Below are 20512 nucleotides of genomic sequence, written 5' to 3' on the forward strand. Positions count from 1 at the left end.
CTCAGTCCCCGTTGACCGGCTCGTCACGCTTGCTGACGAGCCGGTCAACGGCGTCGTCGAGGTGTGCTAGCAGCGCGGACTTCACCTTGGCGGGGGACTCGTCGAGGAAGGCCTGGGCGAGGGCCTCGTGCTCGTGGACCTGGGTCTCCAGGTCGGGGTACGTGGTGCGCAGCTCGCCCAGGCACATGCGGGTCTCGACGAGCAGTGTGCGCATCGCGCGGATGAGCCGAGGGCTGTGCGAGCACTCGACGAGCGCCTCGTGGAAGGCCTGGTCGGCGTCCGAGACGGCCGGTCCGTCCCCTCTGGCCGCGGCCCGACGCATCTGCCCGATGCTGCGTTGCACGCGGCGGTGCAGCTCCGCCCGCCGGCGCTCGTCGAGCGCGATCTCCACGGCACCGCGTTCGATGACCGAGCGAGTGCGGTAGACATCGCGCACGTCCTCGAGCGTCAGCTCTGCGACGAAGACCCCGCGGTTGGCGATGGCGAGCAGCACGCCCTCGGACACCAGACGCTGCATGGCCTCGCGCAGGGGCCCGCGGGAGACGGAGAAGCGCTCGGCGAGGTCGGCCTCGCCGAGCTGGTCGCCCGGCTCGAGTGAGCCGGACATGATCGCCGCACGGAGCTCGCCGGCGATGTGCTCGACCGTCGAGCGGCGTCTGACGGGTTTGAGGTCTTCGAGGGTCATGAGCCTGCCTTCGCCCGGAAGAGGGTGCCGAGCTGCGTGGCCGAGGGGGTGACCCCGGCCAACCGCAGTCCCTGCCAGATCGTCACCTGGTTGGCGGTGAGCACCGGCTTGCCGAGCCGGTCCTCCAGCTCGGGCACGACCGCAAGGGTATGCATCGCGGTGTCCGGCACGAGCAGGGCCTGCGCGTCGGGGTGGTCGTTGGCCACGGCGAGCTCGATGACCTGCTCGGAGGTGAGGGTGCCGACCTCGGCGGCCGTGTCGATGCCCGCGCTGGACAGGGCCACGACCCGGGCACCGTTCGCGTCGAGGTAGTCGACGAAGAGCGAGGCGACGTCCTGCGGATAGCTGGCGGCAACCGCGACCCGTGTCACCTGCAGGTGCGCCAAGGCCGCGGCGAAGGCCTCGCTCGTGCTCGAGGCGGGCACGCCGGCGGCGTGGGTGAGGGCCGCGATCTGGCTCTCGACCCCCTTCGCCCCGTAGACGAAGCTGCCCGAGGTGCACGCCCAGAGCACGGCATCCGGCTCGTACTGCGCCAGCTGCGCGGCGCCCTCGGCGAGGCGCTCCGGGCTGCCGAGGTCGAGCAGCTGGGGGATGGCGTGCAGGTCCGTGCCGTAGATGTGGGCGACCGGGAGACTGACACCGAGCAGCTCTGCGGCCCATGGGTACTCGTCCTCGGCGGCGTGGTCGGGGTAGATCATCCCGATCGTGGTCATGGCTCCTCCTGGAAGACGTCGCGCAACCACTTCCCGGGGCCGACCATCGGTAGCCCCATCCGGCCGAGGCTGGCCCAGACCGTGAGTTGGTTGGCGGTGAGCACGGGCTTGCCCAGCTCGCGCTCGAGCGGCGTGATGATGTCGTAGGTCGGCAGGTTGGTGCAGGAGACGAAGATCGCCTCGGATCGCGGGTCGTCGGCTGCGAGGATCTGCTCGACGACGGTGCGGTAGTTGACCCGCCAGATGCCGCCGCCGAGCCCCAGGTAGTGCGAGTGGATCACCTCGACGTCGAGGTCGCCGAGGAAGGCCACGAGACGGTCGGTCAACTCGGCGTCGTAGGGCGTGACGATCGACATCCGGCGCAGACCCAGCTTCCCGACGGCCTCGACGAGGGCGCCGGAGGTGGTGACCGCGGCGGGGGCACCGGCATCGAGGATCGCCTGTCGCAGCGAGGTCTCGTACTGCGGTCCGTGGATGAAGCTGCCCGACGTGCACAGGTAGGCCACGACCTCGGGGTCGACGCCGAGGACGTCGCGGGTGGCCTTCTGCAGGTGTTCCTTGCCGGAGACGAGCTCGGCCTGCTCGAGGCTGACCGCGACGGGCTCGAAGGGGGTCCGTGCCAGGTGGAAGCTGACGTCGAGCGGCGCCCAGCGCCACAGCTCCCGTTCCAGCGCGAGGTCGAAGGGCGCGATGATGCCGATCCCGCGCTGGGCCAGCGGTCCCTCGAACTCGACGTCTGTCAGCTCCACGCGTGGCCCCTCTCTCGTCGGGCAGCGGGATTGCCGGATTGTTGACAATCTAGGGAGCGCGCTCCTAGGTTGTCAACATGTCGACAAAGCCCGTCGTCGTGGTCCTCCACAACGAGAATCGCCCCTCGCCGGATGCCCTTGCGCCGGTGACCGACCGGGCCGAGGTCCGCTTCACGCAGGCCGACGGGCTCGCCGATGCGATGGACGGCGCCGACGTCGTCTTCGCCTACGACTTCCTCAGCACGGCACTCGCGGATGCCTGGCACGCGGCCGGGTCGGTGGAGTGGGTGCACATCGCCGCTGCCGGGGTGGACCCGCTGATGACGCCCGAGGTCCGTGCGAGCGATGTCGTCATCACCAACTCCCGAGGGGTCTTCGACGACGCGATCGCCGAGTACGTGCTCGCCCAGGTGCTCTCGTTCGCCAAGGACCTGCCGCGCTCCCTGCGACTGCAGGACGAGGCCAGGTGGCAGCACCGCGAGTCCGAGCGGGTCGCGGGGACGCGCGCGCTCGTCGTCGGGACCGGGCCGATCGGCCGGGCCGTCGCTCGTCTGTTGCGCGCCGCCGGCCTCGAGGTGTCGGGGTCCGGGCGAAGGGAGCGGACCGGCGACCCGGACTTCGGTGACGTCAGCGCCACCGAGGACCTCCACGAGGCACTCGGACAGGCGGACTGGGTGGTGGCGATCGCGCCGCTGACCGACCAGACCGCAGGGATGTTCGACACCGACGCCTTCGCTGCCATGCAGCCACATGCTCGCTTCATCAACGTGGGCCGTGGCGAGCTGGTGGTCACCGACGACCTGGTCGCCGCCCTTCGCTCCGAGCAGGTCGCCGGTGCGGCCCTGGACGTGGTCGACCCGGAGCCACTGCCCGCGGACCACGCGCTGTGGACCTTGCCGGACGTCATGATCACCCCCCACAACTCCGGCGACTTCGTCGGCTGGCGCGACGCACTGGTTGATCTCTTCGCCGAGAACTTCGTGCGCTGGGTCGACGGTCGTCCGTTGGACAACGTCGTCGACACGTCGCTGGGCTACGTTCCGACCACCGGGAGCTGAGAGATGAACCCAACCGAGATGACCGCCGTCGAGCTCGTCGCCGCCTACGGCGCGAAGGAGCTCTCGCCCGTCGAGGCGACCAATGCGGTCGTCGACCGCATCGAGGAGGCCGACGGCGAGATCAACGCCTTCTGCCTCGTCGACCGGGAGAGCGCCCTGGAGCAGGCGCGTGCCTCCGAGGCCCGCTGGCAGGCCGGGACGCCCCAGGGTCTGCTCGACGGTGTGCCGACCTCGATCAAGGACATCTTCCTCACCAAGGGATGGCCGACACGGCGTGGATCCAAGGCGATCGACCCCGACCAGCCGTGGGAGGTCGACGCGCCCGTCACCGCCCGGCTGCGCGCCGACGGGATGGTCTTCGTCGGCAAGAACACCACGCCCGAGCTCGCCTGGAAGGGCGTCACCGACTCACCGTTGACCGGCATCACCCGCAACCCCGTCGACCCCCGAACGACTGCCGGGGGGTCCTCCGGAGGGGCCTCGGCCGCCATCGCTGCCGGGATGGGTCCGGTGTGCGTGGGCACCGACGCCGGTGGCAGCGTGCGCATCCCCGCGTCGTTCTGCGGGATCGTCGGCTTCAAGCCGACCCACGGCCGCGTCCCGATGTATCCGGCCAGCCCCTTCGGGCCCCTCGCCCACGCCGGTCCGATGACGCGCACCGTCGAGGACGCGGCGCTGCTCATGGACATCATCTCGCTGCCCGACCATCGCGACCCGACCCAGCTCGCCCCACCACGGTTGACCTTCCGGGGCGAGTACAACCGTGAGGTGACCGGGCTGCCCGTCGCCTACTCCAAGACGCTCGGATACGTGCAGGTCGACGAGGAGGTCGGACGGATCTGCGACGCCGTCGTCGCGAAGATCGACGCAGCGGGCATGCCCGTCACTGCCGTCGACCCCGGCTTCGACGACCCGCTCGAGCCCTTCAAGCTGCTGTGGGGCGCCAGCGCCGCGACCCTCCTGCGGACGATGCCCGGTGTGCGCGAGACCATCGACCCCGGCCTGGGGGAGGCGTGGGACGTCGGCGAGGCGGCGAGCGCCGTCGATGTCTTCGAGGCGCGTGCCGTGGCCGCAGCGCTCGGCATCACGATGGGTGCCTTCCACGAGCAGCACAACGTGCTCATCACGCCGACGATGCCGATCCCGGCGTTCGAGGCCGGCCACGACGTGCCGCCGGGGAGCGGGATGACGCACTGGGCGGACTGGACCCCCTTCACCTATCCCTTCAACATGACCCAGCAGCCGGCGATCAGCATCCCCGTCGGCACCACGTCCGCGGGGCTGCCGGTCGGGCTGCAGATCATCGGTCCGCGCCACTCCGACGACCTCGTCCTGGCCGTCGCGCGCTTCGTGGAGTGGCTGCTCGCCACCTGATCTCACCCGCCGCGACATGGCGAGGGGCCGCTACTTCTCAGAAGTAGCGGCCCCTGACCATGTCTCGGATCGGAGGGGTCGGTCAGGCCCGGGCGAAGAGCAGTCGCTCCCCGGCGAAGCCGTTGCGCCACAGGTCATTGCACGCTTCGGCCATCTCGGGCAGGCCCTCCTCGATCGCGCCGAAGACGGACCCGGGCACCCAGCCCAGGTCGCCGTTGATGAGCAGGTTGTTGCGCCCGTAGAAGATCGCCAGGTCGCTCGCCCCCTGCTCGGCATGCGCCGTCGAGCCCGGGTCGTACCCGTAGGCGGGGTTGCCGATCTCCCATGGCTCGAAGTCGAAGAGGCACACGTCCCCCGGGATCGGGGTGATCGTCGGGTTCTCCCGCCGCGGGGCCGCGGTGATCCGGGGGACGAGTGTGTAGACCTCGTTGCGCGCGTACTTGGCGTGGAAGGCGTCACTACCCGCCGGTAGCGCGTCCCACACCGCCTCGCACGTCAGCGGTGCCTCGTCGTCGAGCAGCCGTGCCCGGCAACTCACCCCCCGCGACTCGAGCGTGATCGTGAAGTACCGGGCCACCACCTCACACCTCCGCCAGGACCTCGGACCAGATGCCCAGGGCCTCGTCGACCTGCTCGGAGGTGACCACGAGCGGCGGGATCATCCGCACGGTGTTCATGTGCGCGCCGCAGGTGAGCAGGAGCAGGCCCTTGGTCGCCGCGAGCTGCTGCGCCGCCTTGGCCCGCTCGGCGTCGGGCATGCCATCGGACGTGGTGAACTCGCTGCCGACGAGCAGGCCGAGGCCGCGCACGTCACCGACGCCGTCGACTGCTGCGGACTTCGCCCCGTCGAGCAACTGGTGACCGCGCTCGGCCGCATTGGCGACCAGCCCCTCCTCCTCGATGACGCCGAGGGTGGCGACGGCCGCGGCGCAGGCCACGGCGTTGGCGCCGTAGGTGCCACCCTGCGAGCCGGCCCACGCCTTGCTCATCAGCTCCTCGGTCGCGGCGATGCCGGAGATCGGGAAGCCGGAGGCGATGCCCTTGGCGAGGGTGATGATGTCCGGCTTCACGTCGAAGTGCTGGTGGCCGAACATCTTGCCCGTGCGCCCGAAGCCCGCCTGGACCTCGTCCATGACCAGCACGATGCCGTGCTTGTCGGCCCGCTCACGCAGGCCCTGGAAGAAGGCGGTGTTGCCCGGGACGTAGCCCCCTTCGCCGAGGATCGGCTCGACGATGAAGGCGGCGGTCTCTTCCGGGGAGGTGAGCGTCGCGAAGATGTAGTCGAGCTCCTGGAGGGCGAAACGGGTCGCCTCCTCCTCGCTCCACCCGTAGCGGTAGGCGGTGGGGAAGGGGGCGACGTGCACCCCACCCATGAGCGGCGAGAAGCCCGCCGAGAACCGGGTGCCGGACGTTGTCATCGTCGCCGTCGCGACCGTGCGCCCGTGGAAGCCGCCGTGGAAGACGATGACGTTGGGCCGGCCCGTGGCCTGGCGGCTCAGGCGCAGAGATGCCTCGAGCGCCTCGCTGCCGGAGTTGGCGAAGAAGAGCGAGTTGAGGTGCGAGGGCAGAACCCCGTCGAGCTTCTCCACCAACTCCATGAGCGGCTTGTGCATGACGGTGGTGTACTGCCCGTGGATGAGCTTGCCGGTCTGCTCCTGCGCGGCGGCGACGACCTTCGGGTGGCAGTGGCCGGTGCTCACGACGCCGATGCCGGCGGTGAAGTCGAGGAAGCGGCGACCGCCGCTGTCGAAGAGCTCGGAGCCGAGTGCGTGGTCGACGACCACGGGGGTGGCCTGCTTGAGAAGGGGGGACAGCGCTGTCATCGATAACCTCCAGGTTGGTTGTCTGATTGTTGACAATACTTCTAGGATGGTGGCAACGGCAAGGACGCGACGAAGGAGCCATCGATGCAGGACACCGAGATCACGCAGGACCGCGAGCGGGAGGCCATCGAGTCGGTGCCCACCGGCCTCTTCATCGACGGTGAGTGGCAGCCGACGGCCGCGACCCTGCCGGTGATCGACCCGTCCACCGGCACGGTTCTGTGCGAGGTCGCCGACGCGACGCCGCAGGAGGCGGCCGCCGCCCTCGACGCAGCCGCCGAGGCGCAGTCCGAGTGGGCCGCGACGGCACCCCGGGAGCGCAGCGAGATCCTCTCCCGCGCCTACGACCTGCTCTTGCAGGACAGCGAGCGCCTCGCGCTGATCATGACCCTCGAGATGGGCAAGCCCTTGGCCGAGGCCCGCGGCGAGATCAAGTACGCCGCCGAGTTCTTCCGGTGGTTCGCCGAGGAGGCCGTGCGCATCGACGGCGGGTTCATGACGGCACCCGCCGGCGGGTCGCGCTTCATGGTGTCCAAGGAGCCGGTCGGTCCGTGCATCCTGATCACGCCGTGGAACTTCCCGATGGCCATGGGCACCCGCAAGATCGGTCCCGCCATCGCCGCCGGGTGCACCTGCGTGATCAAGCCCGCCTCGCAGACGCCGCTGTCGACGCTCGCGCTGGTCGACATCCTCGAGCGGGCCGGTCTGCCCAAGGGCGTGGTCAACGTCGTGACGACGAGCAAGACGGACGACGTGATGACGCCGATGATCCTCGACCCGCGTTCGCGCAAGATCTCCTTCACCGGGTCCACCCCGGTCGGCAAGCACCTGCTCGAGCTCGCCGCGAAGACCGTCATGCGCACCTCGATGGAGCTCGGCGGCAACGCACCTTTCATCGTCTTCGACGACGCCGACCTCGACGCCGCCGTCGAGGGGGCGATGCTGGCGAAGATGCGCAACATCGGCCAGGCCTGCACGGCCGCCAACCGGATCCTGGTCCAGCGCCCGGTCGCCGAGGAGTTCTCCCGTCGCCTCACCGAGCGGATGGGTGCGCTCGCGATGGGGCGTGGGGTCGAGGACGGCGTCGTCGTCGGGCCGCTGGTCAACCAGGGCGCGGTCGACAAGGTCGAGGAGCTCGTCCAGGACGCCGTCTCCCGCGGCGCCACGGCGAAGCTCGGTGGGGAGCCCTCCGACCGGGAGGGCTACTTCTACCCGGCGACCGTCCTCACCGGGGTCCCCGCCGACGCCGAGCTCGCGAGCACGGAGATCTTCGGGCCGGTCGCCGCGATCGGGGAGTTCGACACCGAGGAGGAGGCGATCGCGCTGGCGAACGACACCCCCTTCGGCCTGGTCTCCTACATCTTCACCCAGGGCCTCGACCGGGGCTTCCGGGTCAGCCAGGCGCTCGAGGCGGGCATGGTCGGCCTCAACATGGGCGTCGTGTCCAACCCCGCCGCGCCGTTCGGTGGCGTGAAGGAGTCGGGCGTCGGCCGCGAGGGTGGCTTCACCGGTATCGACGAGTTCCTGGAGACGAAGTACATCGGCGTGAAGATGTGACTGACGGGTACCCGTCGTAACGTGACCGCATGACCCTCCAGCACATCGCCACGGAGTCCGACTGGCACGCGGCGCAGGACGCAGGCACCTATCCGGTCTCCACGCGGGGTCAGTTGATCGCGGATGTCGGCTTCATGCACTGCAGCACCCCGGAGCAGACCGCCGGGGTGCTGCAGCGCTTCTACGCCGACGTCGTCGAGCCGCTGCTCCTGCTCACGCTGGACGAGGCCGCACTGGCCGACCACGGGCTCGAGATTCGCTGGGAGCCGCCGGCCCCGGGAGTGATCGAAGAGTTCCCGCACATCTACGGCGGGAACTTGCCAGTGGTGTGCGTGGCCGGGGTCGAGCGGCTCTGACCAACGGTGTGTCGCGCGGCAGTTCACGCCGGAGCCGGGCCAGGGCCCGCATGGCCCCGTCTGCGCGTCGCTGAACTGCCGCGCGACACGCGGGGTCAGGCCCGGGCGATGCCGGCAACAGTGGCGGAGGTGAGCGCCACGAGGTCCGAAGGGGGGAGCTCCAGGTCGAGGCCACGTCGCCCCCCGCTGACGAAGATCGTCGCGTGCTCCAGGGCGGAGTCGTCCAGCACGGTGTTCAGCGCCCGCTTCTGTCCGAGCGGGCTGATCCCGCCGACGACATAGCCCGTCGTCTTCTCCGCCAGGGCGGGGTCGGCCATGGTCGCCTTCTTCGCGCCGACCGCGGCGGCCAGGGCCTTGAGGTCAAGCTGACCGGTCACGGGGACGATCCCGACGACGAGGCCGTGGTTCGCGGCGAGGTCGGTCCGGGCGAGGAGCGTCTTGTAGACCTGCTCGGGAGGTGCCCCGATCGCCTCCGCTGCCTCCAGCCCGTAGGACTGCGCCGCCGGATCGTGCTCGTAGGGGTGCTCGGTGTACCCGACCCCGGCTTCGACCAGGGCGCGGGTCGCGGGGGTGGCGCCGCCCCCCTTCGCTCGTCGTGCCATGTCCCCAGCCTGCCACCGAGGACCTCGCCACACGTCGGCTAGGTCCCGCAGTAGGTCACGTAGCCGTGCGTGAAGTCGGGGTCGGCGGGCTCGGCGTAGCGCTCCTGCCCCTCCTGCTGCACGAAGGGGGAGTTGAGCACCTCCAGGAGCTGCTCGAAGGGAGCGAGGTCCCCTGCGTGCGCCGCGGCGAGGGCCTCCTCGACGAGGTGGTTGCGGGGGATGTGGATCGGGTTGGTCTCGTCCATGATCTCGGCGCTGGACCCGGTCGGCTTGCCTTCGCCCTCGAGGCGGCCCAGCCACCGCTGCCGCCACGTCTCCCATCGCGGCACGTCCGTGACCCGGTCCAGGGTCGGTGTCGGCTCCCGGCGCAGCACCCGAGCCAGGTCCCGAAAGAGACCCGTGAAGTCCAGCGCCTCCTCCTTCGCGATCACCAGCAGGTCCTCGACGAGCTCGCGGTCCTCGCTCCCCACCCGGACGAGGCCGAGCTTGAGACGGAAGGCGTCCAACCACTCCTGCTCGTAGATCCCGGTGAACGCCTCGACGCGCTCCTGGGCCTGGGTCATGAGCGCATCCGGTTCGCCGTCGGCCAGCGGCAGCAGGCACTCGGCCAGGCGGGCCAGGCCCCACATCGCCATCGATGGTTGCGCGCAGTAGCGGTAGCGCCCCATCGCGTCCACGCTGCTGAAGAAGGTCTGCGGGTCGTAGGCGTCGAGGAAGGCGCACGGGCCGTAGTCGATCGTCTCGCCGGACAGGGTCATGTTGTCGGTGTTCATCACGCCGTGGATGAAGCCGAGGGACATCCAGCGCGCGACGAGCCGGGCCTGGCGCTCGACGACCGCCGACAACAGCGCCATCGGGTCGTGCGGCGGCAGGTCGGGGTAGTGCCGCTCGCGGACGTGCTCGACGGCGTCGGCGAGTTGCTCGCGGCTGCCGCGGGTGGCGATGAGGACGAGGGTGCCGACCCGCAGGTGCGAGGCGGCGACCCGGGTGAGGACGGCGCCGGGGAGTCGGCGCTCGCGCAGTACCTGCTCGCCGGTCGCGACGGCGGCCAGGGCCCGGGTCGTCGGGACGTCGGCCGCGTACATGAACTCGGCGACGAGGTACTCCCGCAGCACCGGGCCCATGACCGCGCGCCCGTCACCGGCTCGGGAGAAGGGGGTGCGCCCCGACCCCTTGAGCGCGATGTCCCGGCGTCGGCCGTGGGTGTCGACGACCTCGCCGAGCAGGTGCGCACGGCCGTCGCCGAGCACCGGGGTGAGCTGCCCGAACTGGTGCCCGGCATAGGCCTGAGCGATCGGCTCCGAGCCCTCGGCGAGGGCGTTGCCTGCCAGGACCGCCACCCCGTCCGGGGAGCGGAGCGCGGCCGGGTCGAGGCCGAGCTCGACGGCGAGGTCCTCGTTGAGCGCGAGCAGCTCTGGAGCGCTCACCGGGACCGGGTCGACCCGCACCCCGAGCCAGCCGAGGTCGCGGACGAAGGTGTTGTCGAAGGGCCACCTCATCCGTCCACCATCGCACGTGCGGTCAACGGCAACTCCTCCCGCGTCGGGCGAAGCGTGGGCTCACGCGTGCTCTGCGGTGTAGCTCAGCTTGAGCTGGCCCTTCTTGGTCCGCACGCGGGTGATCTCGATGCCGGTGAGGTCGCCCGTGGTGCGCACGTGGGTGCCACCGCACGGGTCGCTCTGGAGGCCCTCGATCGTCACCCTGCGCACCCCGTCGGCGTCGATCTCGGCCCCATAGGGCAGGTCGGCGCCGACGAGTTCGTGGGCCCGGGCGAGGAGGGTCTCGATCAGGGCAGTCTTGGCCTCCTCGCCGTCCGGGAGGGTGCCACCGTTCACGTCGTAGAGCAGGAAGGCCTGTCCCGGAGTGTGGCTCAGCCCGACGTTGACGAAGCCGAGGGGCGCCACGCAGGCGTCGAGGAGGTGCCCCGCGGAGTGGAGTGCGGCATGTCGGCGCCGCACCTCGGGGTCGATCGCGACGTGCACCACGTCGCCGATCGCGGGGAGCGCGCCCTCGGGGTGCAGCCAGACGGTCTCGGCGTCCTTGCTCACCGATACCGGCCGCATCTCCACGGTGGCGATGTCGTCGGGCTGACCACCCCCCTTCGGATGGACGATGCCGTCGCGCACGGCGATGCCGGGTGCGGGCTCCTCACGCACCGCGACGACCTGGGTGTCGACGTCGAAGAGGTAGGTGTCCTCCCAGTACCTGCGGTGCTGCTCCATGACGCCATTGAAACAGGAGCGCCACGGCGTCATCCGATGGCGCGACGAGCACCCGCGCGTCACCCGGGTGTGGTAGTGGTCGTTCATGCAGCAGAACCTCCGCGAGTACATCGATCGGCTCATGGCCGAGGGGTACACGGTCCGCGACGACCAGGGCGACGACCCGCAGCTGATCGCCCCGGACGGCAAGGCCGTGGAGACGTGGCGGGAGAACTACCCCTACGAGACGTTGATGACCCGCAACGACTACGACGTGGAGAAGTACCTGCTGCAGATCGAGCTGCTGAAGTTCCAGTACTGGGCGCAGGACAGCGGGAGGAAGTTCGTCGTCCTCTTCGAGGGGCGGGACGCGGCCGGCAAGGGCGGGACGATCAAGCGCTTCACCGAACACCTCAACCCCCGTGGGGCGCGGGTCGTGGCCCTGACGAGGCCGAGTGAGCGCGAGGAGGGGCAGTGGTACTTCCAGCGCTACGTCCAGCACCTGCCCACCAGCGGTGAGATCGTTCTCTTCGACCGGTCCTGGTACAACCGCGCCGGCGTCGAGCGGGTCATGGGCTTCTGCACGGACGAGCAGTACGAGACCTTCATGGACCAAGCACCCCGGGTCGAGCGGATGCTCTCCGAGGCCGGGGTGCACGTGACCAAGCTGTGGTTCTCGGTGACCCGTCAGGAGCAGCGCACCCGCTTCGCCATCCGCCAGATCGACCCGGTGCGTCGGTGGAAGCTCTCGCCCATGGACCTGGAGAGCCTCGACAGGTGGGATGCCTACACCGAGGCCAAGGAGGCGATGTTCGAGCGGACCGACACCAAGCGCGCCCCGTGGATCGTCATCAAGTCCAACGACAAGAAGCGTGGCCGGATCAACGCGATCCGCTTCTTCCTCAACCAGTTCGACTACGAGGGCAAGGACACGTCGGTCGTCTACGCGCCGGACAAGAAGGTCGTCGCCCGAGGCAAGAAGATCGTCGGCGACTGACCCCCTACGCCCATCAGGCGGCGGCGTCCACGGGAGCGAAGGGGGTGGCCCTGCCCTCCCGGATCCCCGCCCGATGGGCAGCCACCGCCAGCACGACGGCCGCCGCTGCGTAGGCGAGCCCGAAGGCCATCCGGCCTGACGGTGGCAGGTAGAACTGCGGCAGCACGAGCGCCGCGCCGATGCCCAGTGGCCACGCGGCCCACGACGGTGCCGTCCATCGACCGGAGCGTACGGCGCCACTCCATGCGAGGGCCGTGGTGATCCCGCAAACGGCGAGCAGCAGCAGCCCGATGCCGAAGGTCGTCAGCGCTGCCGGGTGCCCACGCACCTCCTCGACGAGCGCCAACGCCGCCGGGTCGATCAGACCGACGCGGCCGATCGCGTGCAGCCCGAAGGTCTCCGCGCCGAAGTAGGGCAGCACGAGCACCGCCCCGGCCAGCCCGCTCCACCGGGCGATCGACGTCGTGGTCGTCCCGAGCAGGTCGTCGATGCGCAGCCCCACGCGGGCGAGCTGGACGAGGGCGAGCGCTCCGGCGAGGTGGGCCACGACCCACCATCCGCTCGCGAACGCCGCGGCGGCCTCGGGTGAGGTCGACGACCCGGCGTCGCCGTAGGGCCGCAGCAGCAGGTACGCGACCATGAGCGCGCCGGACGCCGCGGCCGGCATGACCAGGTGGTGGGTGGCTGATCGCATGGCGATCCCTTCCATGAGTGAGAGCGGTGCTCTCGATTACGTCAACCATAAGTGAGAGCGCCGCTCTTGACAAGAGCGGCGCTCTCACTTTGTGTCATGATCGACCCGTGGTCGGAATCAGGGAGCAATCGAGGGCGCGCACGACTGCAGCGATCCTTGCCGCCGCGCGGGAGGAGATCGCCGAGCACGGGGGAGGGGGGCTGTCCATGCGAGCCGTCGCCCGCGAGGTCGGCATGGTCAGCTCGGCGGTCTACCGCTACTTCCCGACGCGCGAGGCGCTGCTCACCGCGATGATCCTCGAGAGCTATGAGGGTCTCGCCGCGGCGCTCGCCGAGGTGGGCGCCGGTCGCGCCGACCGCCGCTGGGTCGGGCTCGGTCACGCGCTGCGCGCCTGGGCGCTGGAGCGCCCGCACGAGTTCCAGCTCATCTACGGCACGCCGGTGCCGGGCTACGTCGCCCCTGACGAGACGGTCCCCGCGGCGGCCGCGGTCGCCGCCCCCTTCCTCGAGGTGGGGGCGAAGGGGGTCGGGGCGCACCCCTTCGCCGATCCTCACCTCGTGCGGCAGATGGCTGACGTGAGCGTCCTTGCCGAGGGGCTGACCGGGGCCGGGGCCGCCACGGTCATCGCGGAGCTGGCTGCCCTCATCGGACTCGTGACGATGGAGCTCGGGGGCCACCTCGTGGGCAGTGCCGACCCGGCCGGTCACCTCTTCGCCGCGCTCCTCGCGAGACAGGTCGACACCCTCGGCCTCGTGGGTGTTGGGTGAGCCCATGACCAACGACGGGACGACCACCACTCGGCGCGGCCGCGAGCTCGCCGACATCGGCCCCCTCGCCCAGCTGCGCGCGGGGCGGCTCGGCGTCCGGTTGCCGATGCTGCTCGTCGGTCTTTTCCTCTACGGCACGTCGATGGCCATGGTCATCCGGGGCACGCTCGGGCAGATCCCGTGGGACGTGCTGCACGTCGGCGTCTCGAAGCACGTCCCGTTGACCTTCGGCATGATCGTCATCGGGGTCTCCCTGCTCGTCCTCCTCAGCTGGATCCCGCTGCGCCAGAAGCCCGGTATCGGCACGATCGGCAATGCCCTGCTCATCGGGCCCTCCGCCGACATCGTCCTGTCCCTCATCGAGCCCCCCGAGGCCCTCGGCTGGCGGATCGCGCTCCTCGTCGGTGGCGTCGTCCTCAACGGGATCGCCACCGGCATGTACATCGGCTCGCAGTTCGGCCCCGGTCCGCGCGACGGCCTGATGACCGGTCTGGCGAAGGCCACCGGCGGTTCGCTGCGGGTGGTGCGTACCGGTATCGAGGTCACCGTCGTGGTCGTCGGATGGTTCCTCGGTGGTGTCGTCGGGGTCGGCACGGTGCTCTACGCCGTCGCGATCGGTCCTCTCGCGCAGCTCTTCCTGCCGCTCTTCACCGTCGATCTGCGCGTGCCGCGTCCGGATGGCGGACGCACGGAAACATAACTAGACATTATGCGTGCGCATGTGTGAGGTTATGGCTTGGTCATGAGTCCCAGCGCGAAGCCCCGGCTGGCTGGGCGGCAACCCTCCACCCTCGGTGGGGTGCCCCGGGTGAGGACCTGGACGCGTGCCGACCGGCCGCGTCAAGCGCGGGTTCACCAGAGCCCTGGACGAAAGAGTCATGCCATGAGCCAGACGATCGACGACACCACCAGCCCGAACCTCCTGACCACGTCGGTCACGGGCGCCCTCAAGCGCGGCACGGCCACCGAGGTCACCCTCTCGGCGCGTCAGCACACCTTCACCATCGACGAGCCATCCGGTCTCGGTGGCACCGACCTCGGCGCCAACCCGGTCGAGCACCTCCTCGCGGCCCTCGCATCCTGCACCGTGATCAGTTACCAGGTGTGGGCGGAGAAGCTCGGCCTGACGCTCGAGGGAGTGGACGTCACCGTCGACGGCGACGTCGACCTGAACGGTTTCTTCGGCGCGGTCGACGGGGTCCGACCCGGCTTCCAGGGCATCGACCTCGCGGTCACCCTGACCGGCCCGGAGAGCGACGCGAGCTACCGCAAGCTGGAGGAGGCCGTGGCCACCCACTGCCCTGTCGCGGACAACCTCACCAACGGCGTCCCCGTGCGCACGACGCTCGAGCTCGCCGTCTGATCGACCTGGCTCCCGTCCCGGCAGGGGGAGTCAGCCACAGTTCGTATGGCCGGCCGCAGCACGTGCTGCGGCCGGCCCTACGAAGTGCAGCCAGCAGCACTTCGTAGGGTCAGCGCACGACTTCGCGCAGGCTGCCGTCGACCCGTCGGGTCCAGCCGCGGGAGTCGAGGTGCTCCATCAACGGCACTGCCACGCGTCGTGTCGTCCCGAGGGCCTGCCGCGCCCGGCTCAGGGTGAAGGGCTGCTCCAGCCCCGCCAGCACGCGCATCGCCCGCGCCGGAGCGTCGGGCAGCAGGACGACGTCGTCAGGCAGGCGCAGGACCCGACCCACCCGCTCGGCTGCGGCGAGCTGCGTGCTCCCGAGCCGGAGCTGCGACAACTCATCCCGCTCCGGAGCGACGAAGGGGGTCTCCCGCAGCTTCTCCTCGACAGCCCGGACGCCGGCCTCCGCAGCCCCAAGACCTCCGGCAGAGGGGTCGTGGACACGCCCTTGGCTGATGACCAGACCGGGGTCCTCGGCGAGGGCCCGCACGAGCTCCTGGCCGAGGGCGGCCGGTAGGTGGGTGGGTAGACCCAGCGACCGAGCAGCCTCGGTGAGGGGCATGCCGGCACTGAGCGGGTCGGCGGCGTGGAGTGCCCGGACGGCAGCGCTCAGGCGTGTCCCCCACTGCGCCAGGGCGTCGGCGTCGATCCACCACTCGCCCTGTCGCACAGCATCCTCCGGTGCCGGAAGCCCGAGCCGGGCCAGGTCGTCATCGCGGTCGGCCGAGCGCGAGCGCAACCGCACCGCCCCCAGGTCCCCCGTCGCCAGCTCCTCGCTCCGCCGCTGCGCAGCGCCCCGTCGCGTGAGCGGCAGGGGGTCGACGTCGAGCACCCGCACCGACCACAGTCGGCGGCTGCCGGGATCACGCAGGATCGCGCGGTCCCCCACGCGCCAGGGCAGGTCCGCGTCAGTGGTCAGGCGTGCTGCACCTGCGCCGAGCGGACGGACGTGCACGCCCACGTCGGCGGATCCGACGTGCAGCGTCGCCCCCTCGGGCGGGGAGTCCGCATCGCCGGAGGTGCCCCCTTCGTCCCCGGCGATGCGGACCAGGCCGACGTCGACCACACGGGCGAGGACGAAGGCGCCCGGCGTCAGCAGCGCGACCGAGCGGGAGACCCCGTCGGTGCGGCGCAGGTTGACCGCGACGCGGGACACCGGCTCGACCGAGTCGCGTGCGCAGTCCTGGCTGTGCAGGCCCCGGACGGTCACCTCGCGGGTGGTGCCGTGGTCGAGGAGGGTCAGCCGGTCACCGCTGCGCAGGGTGCCCGCGCCGAGGGTGCCGGTGACGACGGTGCCGGCCCCGGAGATCGAGAAGGACCGGTCGCCCCACAACCGCACCGGCGCGTCGGGGGCGGGTGTCGGCATCCGGGCGACGAGCGCGTCCAACTCACGGCGCACCGGGTGCAGGCCGTCACCGGTGACGGCAGAGACCTCGCAGACCGGCACGTCGAGGCCCGCGGCGCGGAGGCGACGAGCCGCCTCCGCTCGCACTGACGCCCGCTGGTCGGCAGCCGCGAGGTCGCACCGCGTGAGGACGAGCAGCCCGTCGGTGATGCCCAGGGCCTGCACTGCGGCGAGGTGCTCGCTGCTCTGCGCCTGCCACCCCTGGTCCGCCGCGACGACGAAGACCACCGTCGGCGCCGGTCCGAGGCCGGAGAGCATCGTCCCGACGAATCGTTGGTGCCCCGGTACGTCGACGAAGGCCACCTCAGCCCCACTCGGCAGCGTCGTCCACGCGTAGCCGAGCTCGATGGTCAGGCCCCGCTCGCGCTCCTGCGCCAGCCGGTCCGGGTCCCGGCCGGTAATTGCCCGCACCAGGGTGGACTTGCCGTGGTCGACGTGCCCGGCCGTGGCCAGTACCCGCCTCATGAAGGACGTCCGGGGAGCTCCGCCCCCCGGATCCCCCCCGAGTCTTCCTGGGCAGGGTGTGGAGCATCGGCGTCCCCGAGGGCGATGCGGACAGCAGTCGCGACGTCGCCGTCGCGGTCGGCCGGGACGCAGCGCAGGTCGATCAGGCCGCGCCCGTCGTCGACCCGGGCGAGGACGACGGGGACGTCGGCCGGCGGTGTGCGCAGGCGCTCGACCACATCGGCGGGGACCTCGACCGCCCAGCCGAGCAGCGGTACCCCGGGCGCGCCACCGCCACCGACCCGGCCGTCGACGCCCACGACCTCGCGGCCGAGGGCGGCAGCCAGCTGCTCGGCCCGGGGGCGGAGCTCGTCGGCGCTCGTGTGCAGCGCAGTGGCCACCGGCGTCGCCGGTGCGCGCACGGTCGCCTCGAGAGCGGCGATGGTCAGCTTGTCGACGCGCAGCGCCCGGGCGAGCGGGTGGCGACGCAGGGCGGTGACGACGTCGGCATCCCCGAGCAGGATGCCCGCCTGCGGCCCGCCGAGGAGCTTGTCGCCACTCGCCGTGACGATCGACGCCCCTTGGCGCAGAGCGGTGCTCGCGTCGGGCTCGTCGGGCAGGAGCGGGTCGGGTGCGAGCAGTCCGGAGCCGATGTCGGCGACGAGGGGGACGGGGGATCCGTCCGGGCGCATCGCCCCGCGCAGCTCCTCGTGCCCCACCGACGTGGTGAAGCCGTCGACCCGGAAGTTGCTCGGGTGTGCCTTGAGGATGCAGCCGGTGTCGGGGCCGATCGCCTCGAGGTAGTCCCGCGGGTGGGTCCGGTTGGTCGTGCCGACCTCGCGCAGGCGAGCGCCGGTCGAGGAAATGAGGTCGGGCAGACGGAAGCCATCGCCGATCTCGATCATCTCCCCGCGCGAGACGATGACCTCCTTGCCGCTGGCCAAGGCGGTGGTCGCCAGGACGAGCGCGGCGGCACCGTTGTTGACGACGAGGGCGTCACCCGCGTCGGGGACGGCCTCGCGCAGCGCCGCCAACGCCCCGGCGCCGCGACGGCTGCGCCCCCCGGTCGCCAGGTCCATCTCGACGTCGACATAACCGGCGGCATCGACGACGGCAGCGACCGCGCTGGGAGAGAGGGGTGCTCGACCGATATTGGTGTGGATGACGACGCCGGTCGCGTTGAGGACGGGCGTGAGCGAGGAGGTCCGTACCGGCAGGGTCGCGGCGGCGGCCTCGATGACCTCGCCCGGGTGGATCTCGCCGCGACGCGCTCGCTCCTGCGCTGCGGTGACGGCGGCGCGGACCGTGGTCCGACCGAGGCGCTTGGTTGCCTCCGTGAACTCGGGTGCGGCCAGGGCGACGTCAGTGCGCGGGATGGCCCGGCGCGGGTCCTCGTTCACCGGCCTGCTCCCTTCGTCCGGGCGAGGGAGCACACGCCCCCTTCGAAGTGGTGGCGGAGGCGGACGGGAATCGAACCCGCCAGACCGAGGTACTCGGCCTCGCCGGTGTTGAAGACCGGGGGGACCACCAGGAACCCAGACGCCTCCATGGATCACTGTAGATGTGCCCGCGGGGGAGTGCTGACGCGGTTCGCCGGGACACCCACCGCGAGTGCGCGATCCCTGGTGCCTCGCACGAGGCACCAGGGATCGCAGGTGGCCATCCAGTCAGCCGAGTGTGCGGCCGGCCGCGGTCACGGGTTGTCCGCCTTGGGGGCCCCGATGCCCGGATCGATCGCGTGCAGACCATTCTTCGACGGGGTGACGTCGAATTCGAACATGGCCGTCGGTAGGTAGACCGTGGCGCACGAGTTGGGGATGTCCACAACCCCGGACAGACGTCCTTCGATTGGCGCCGACCCCAACAGGAGATATGCCTGCTCCGGGCTGTACCCGAACTTTGTCAGGTAGTCGATCGCGTGCAGGCAGGCCCTCTGGTAGGCGAGATCGGAGTCGAGGTACTTCTGCTCGCCGTCGAGGGTGACCGAGGTGCCGCTGAATGCGAGCCACTCGCTGTACTGCGGACCGGAGATCCCGGGTTGGAAGATGGCATTTTCCGATACCCCGTACTTGTCCATGCCGCCCTTGATGAGGTCAACCTTGAGATCAAGGAACCCGCCCATCTCGATGCCGCCACAGAAGGTGATTTCTCCATCGCCCTGGCTGAAGTGCAGGTCGCCGAAGGAGAGGTTCGCCCCCTTGACATACACCGGGTAGAACACCCGGGTGCCCTTGGTGAAGTTCTTGATGTCCTGGTTGCCTCCGTTCTCCCTCGCCGGGGCGGTGCGGGCCCCTTCCTTGCTGACCCGGTCGTAGTCGTCACCCGTGAGGGTTCCCAGGATGGCGTCCTGTGGCTCGGGCGGTAGCGCCAGTGGCGGAACCCGGTCGGGGTCGGTGGCGATGAGCGCAGCCTCGCGTGTGTTCCACGTCGACAACAGGTCCTTCGAGGGGGCGACTCCCATGAGGCCCGGGTGGGTGATCCCTGCATAGCGAACCTCGGGGACGTGCCGCGACGTGGCGTAACCACCTTCGAAGTCCCACACCGCTTTGTACGCGTCCGGGAACTGGTCGACGAGGAAGCTCCCGCCGTTGTTCTTCGCGAAGATCCCGGTGTAGCCCCACCCTTGGCCGGCCAGGGGTCCCTCCTCGCTGGGGATGGGGCCGACGTCGAGGATGTCGACGATGAGCAGATCGCCCGGTTCGGCTCCCTCGATGGCGAAGGGGCCGCTGAGGGCGTGCACGATGCTCATCGGGGCCGAGGCGATGTCCACCGCGGAGTCATCGTTCTTGATGTAGCCATCAAACCACTCTCGACAGTCAGCGCGGAAGACATCACCGGGCTTGACGGTAACGGCGGGCGGGATGTCGCCGTGCCATCGGTTGTGGCCGAGGATGGCCTGCTCGGTGAAGGGTTTGGTGGAGTCCAGGGGGAAGAGATTCTTGGTCACGATATTTCCTCTCGATGCACGTGTGTGAGCCACATCGGCTCGGGGCGGGCGCCCATCACGGTCTGACGGGTGAGCCTCCACAGCAGGGATCGGTTCAGGGGGCCTCCTCGCGTGTCGCAGGTTGGCGGCTCCACAGGATTCCCAGCGCGACGACGAACACCACGGTCAGGGCGACAGCGACCACACGGCCGTCCAGGTCCTGCCACACGCCGGTGAGCAGAAGAAACGCGGGGATGGCCCCGGTGATCCACCCTTCAACCGCGGCGACGCCGCCGGTGAACCAGGTGAGCCTGGTCAACCCCTTGCCCAAGGTGAGGTAGAAGAGGAACCACAGGACGGACCACAGGAGCCAAATCACGAAGAATGCGTAGTCGTCGAACATGAGGAGATTCCCCACCGCATAACCGACCGCCATGATCGCGACGAATAACGAGAAGTAACCTAATCCGGTGGGGTCGTGGCCCCATGTATTTCCCATCGCCACGTACAAGTAGGTGAAGCCAAAAAGGTAGAGGCCACTCGCCAAGAAAATTGCGTCGGCATCTCCGTTGGCCGTGAATATGAGGTACGTCGGAGTCAAGACCTGCAGGAATCCGACAAACCAGTTTATGGGCGTTGCTCCGGTGCCCTTGATGATGCCCATCAAGGCCAGACCATTGAGGTACAGAACCGCACCGACGTAGAGGAGGCCGACGGAGCTCATGCCATCAATCCCTTCGTGCAGCCCCGAGTCGA

At 70.2% G+C, this 20512-nt stretch carries 21 protein-coding genes, 1 tRNA gene and 1 riboswitch; of the genes, 8 read left to right on the plus strand and 14 right to left on the minus strand.

Features of this window, described 5'->3' with window-relative positions; translation table 11 throughout:
- Window position 1 precedes the first annotated feature (1 nt).
- From BJY20_RS08950 to BJY20_RS08960, 3 genes are read right to left on the minus strand one after another with little or no spacing between them, the layout of a single operon-like run.
- Window positions 2–685, minus strand: a complete 684-nt coding sequence (locus BJY20_RS08950; RefSeq protein WP_185991212.1) for a GntR family transcriptional regulator — start codon at window positions 683–685, stop codon at window positions 2–4.
- Window positions 682–1398: a maleate cis-trans isomerase family protein gene (locus tag BJY20_RS08955; RefSeq protein ID WP_185991213.1), complete on the minus strand. Its 717-nt coding sequence runs from the start codon at window positions 1396–1398 to the stop codon at window positions 682–684. The genes BJY20_RS08950 and BJY20_RS08955 overlap by 4 nt, the downstream gene beginning before the upstream one ends.
- Complete coding sequence (locus tag BJY20_RS08960) at window positions 1395–2147, minus strand: aspartate racemase/maleate isomerase family protein (protein WP_185991214.1); 753 nt, start codon at window positions 2145–2147, stop codon at window positions 1395–1397. The genes BJY20_RS08955 and BJY20_RS08960 overlap by 4 nt, the downstream gene beginning before the upstream one ends.
- A 77-nt stretch (window positions 2148–2224) precedes the next feature.
- Here BJY20_RS08960 and BJY20_RS08965 point away from each other — a divergent pair, with 77 nt between their 5' ends.
- Together BJY20_RS08965 and BJY20_RS08970 are read left to right on the plus strand one after the other, a co-directional pair.
- On the plus strand, window positions 2225–3205 hold the full coding sequence (locus BJY20_RS08965) for a D-2-hydroxyacid dehydrogenase (RefSeq protein WP_185991215.1): 981 nt from the start codon (window positions 2225–2227) through the stop codon (window positions 3203–3205).
- Between the two features lie 3 nt (window positions 3206–3208).
- Entirely contained in the window at window positions 3209–4579 is a 1371-nt protein-coding gene (locus BJY20_RS08970) for an amidase (RefSeq protein ID WP_185991216.1), read from the plus strand.
- Window positions 4580–4661: 82 nt separating this feature from the next.
- Here BJY20_RS08970 and BJY20_RS08975 read toward each other — a convergent pair whose 3' ends face one another.
- Complete coding sequence (locus BJY20_RS08975; protein ID WP_185991217.1) at window positions 4662–5156, minus strand: DUF3830 family protein; 495 nt, start codon at window positions 5154–5156, stop codon at window positions 4662–4664.
- 4 nt (window positions 5157–5160) lie between these two features.
- Window positions 5161–6402 (minus strand): aspartate aminotransferase family protein, encoded by a 1242-nt coding sequence (locus tag BJY20_RS08980; protein WP_185991218.1) that lies wholly within the window; start codon window positions 6400–6402, stop codon window positions 5161–5163.
- Between the two features lie 84 nt (window positions 6403–6486).
- On the opposite strand from BJY20_RS08980, the gene BJY20_RS08985 reads away from it, so the two are divergent.
- Both BJY20_RS08985 and BJY20_RS08990 read left to right on the plus strand, forming a co-directional pair.
- Window positions 6487–7959, plus strand: a complete 1473-nt coding sequence (locus BJY20_RS08985; protein WP_185991219.1) for an NAD-dependent succinate-semialdehyde dehydrogenase — start codon at window positions 6487–6489, stop codon at window positions 7957–7959.
- Window positions 7960–7988: 29 nt separating this feature from the next.
- Window positions 7989–8315: a DUF952 domain-containing protein gene (locus BJY20_RS08990; RefSeq protein WP_185991220.1), complete on the plus strand. Its 327-nt coding sequence runs from the start codon at window positions 7989–7991 to the stop codon at window positions 8313–8315.
- A 95-nt stretch (window positions 8316–8410) separates the two neighbouring features.
- Here the strand turns inward: BJY20_RS08990 and ybaK are convergent, their stop codons facing one another.
- From ybaK to BJY20_RS09005, 3 genes are read right to left on the minus strand one after another with little or no spacing between them, the layout of a single operon-like run.
- Window positions 8411–8917, minus strand: coding sequence for a Cys-tRNA(Pro) deacylase (gene ybaK / locus BJY20_RS08995; RefSeq protein ID WP_185991221.1), 507 nt, complete (start codon window positions 8915–8917; stop codon window positions 8411–8413).
- Window positions 8918–8955: 38 nt separating this feature from the next.
- A complete protein-coding gene (locus BJY20_RS09000) occupies window positions 8956–10416 on the minus strand; it encodes a protein adenylyltransferase SelO (protein ID WP_185991222.1) in 1461 nt (486 codons plus the stop codon).
- A gap of 60 nt (window positions 10417–10476) precedes the next feature.
- Window positions 10477–11139 carry an alanyl-tRNA editing protein gene (locus BJY20_RS09005; RefSeq protein ID WP_185991223.1) on the minus strand — a complete coding sequence of 221 codons (663 nt, stop codon included), beginning with the start codon at window positions 11137–11139 and terminating at the stop codon, window positions 10477–10479.
- Between the two features lie 85 nt (window positions 11140–11224).
- Between BJY20_RS09005 and ppk2 the strand changes: the two genes are divergently transcribed.
- A complete protein-coding gene (gene ppk2, locus BJY20_RS09010; RefSeq protein ID WP_185991224.1) occupies window positions 11225–12115 on the plus strand; it encodes a polyphosphate kinase 2 in 891 nt (296 codons plus the stop codon).
- A gap of 13 nt (window positions 12116–12128) precedes the next feature.
- On the opposite strand, the gene BJY20_RS09015 is transcribed toward ppk2, so the two are convergent.
- A complete protein-coding gene (locus BJY20_RS09015; protein WP_185991225.1) occupies window positions 12129–12809 on the minus strand; it encodes a hypothetical protein in 681 nt (226 codons plus the stop codon).
- A gap of 107 nt (window positions 12810–12916) precedes the next feature.
- Here BJY20_RS09015 and BJY20_RS09020 point away from each other — a divergent pair, with 107 nt between their 5' ends.
- From BJY20_RS09020 to BJY20_RS09030, 3 genes are all read left to right on the plus strand, one after another.
- Window positions 12917–13576, plus strand: coding sequence for a WHG domain-containing protein (locus BJY20_RS09020; protein ID WP_185991226.1), 660 nt, complete (start codon window positions 12917–12919; stop codon window positions 13574–13576).
- 4 nt (window positions 13577–13580) lie between these two features.
- A complete protein-coding gene (gene yczE, locus BJY20_RS09025; protein WP_185991227.1) occupies window positions 13581–14276 on the plus strand; it encodes a membrane protein YczE in 696 nt (231 codons plus the stop codon).
- Between the two features lie 38 nt (window positions 14277–14314).
- Window positions 14315–14429: riboswitch (SAM riboswitch) on the plus strand.
- Window positions 14430–14459: 30 nt separating this feature from the next.
- Complete coding sequence (locus BJY20_RS09030; RefSeq protein ID WP_185991228.1) at window positions 14460–14939, plus strand: OsmC family protein; 480 nt, start codon at window positions 14460–14462, stop codon at window positions 14937–14939.
- Window positions 14940–15048: 109 nt separating this feature from the next.
- On the opposite strand, the gene BJY20_RS09035 is transcribed toward BJY20_RS09030, so the two are convergent.
- From BJY20_RS09035 to BJY20_RS09055, 5 genes are all read right to left on the minus strand, one after another.
- A complete protein-coding gene (locus tag BJY20_RS09035) occupies window positions 15049–16851 on the minus strand; it encodes a selenocysteine-specific translation elongation factor (RefSeq protein ID WP_185991229.1) in 1803 nt (600 codons plus the stop codon).
- Entirely contained in the window at window positions 16848–18230 is a 1383-nt protein-coding gene (gene selA, locus BJY20_RS09040) for an L-seryl-tRNA(Sec) selenium transferase (protein ID WP_185991230.1), read from the minus strand. Before selA ends, BJY20_RS09035 begins: the two co-directional genes overlap by 4 nt.
- A 51-nt stretch (window positions 18231–18281) precedes the next feature.
- Window positions 18282–18377: transfer RNA gene (locus BJY20_RS09045), tRNA-Sec, on the minus strand.
- A 146-nt stretch (window positions 18378–18523) separates the two neighbouring features.
- Window positions 18524–19777: a formamidase gene (gene fmdA, locus BJY20_RS09050; protein WP_185991231.1), complete on the minus strand. Its 1254-nt coding sequence runs from the start codon at window positions 19775–19777 to the stop codon at window positions 18524–18526.
- 94 nt (window positions 19778–19871) lie between these two features.
- Window positions 19872–20480: an AmiS/UreI family transporter gene (locus tag BJY20_RS09055; RefSeq protein WP_185991232.1), complete on the minus strand. Its 609-nt coding sequence runs from the start codon at window positions 20478–20480 to the stop codon at window positions 19872–19874.
- Window positions 20481–20512 lie beyond the last annotated feature (32 nt).

The sequence above is a fragment of the Janibacter cremeus genome (genome assembly GCF_013409205.1).
Classification (GTDB): domain Bacteria; phylum Actinomycetota; class Actinomycetes; order Actinomycetales; family Dermatophilaceae; genus Janibacter; species Janibacter cremeus.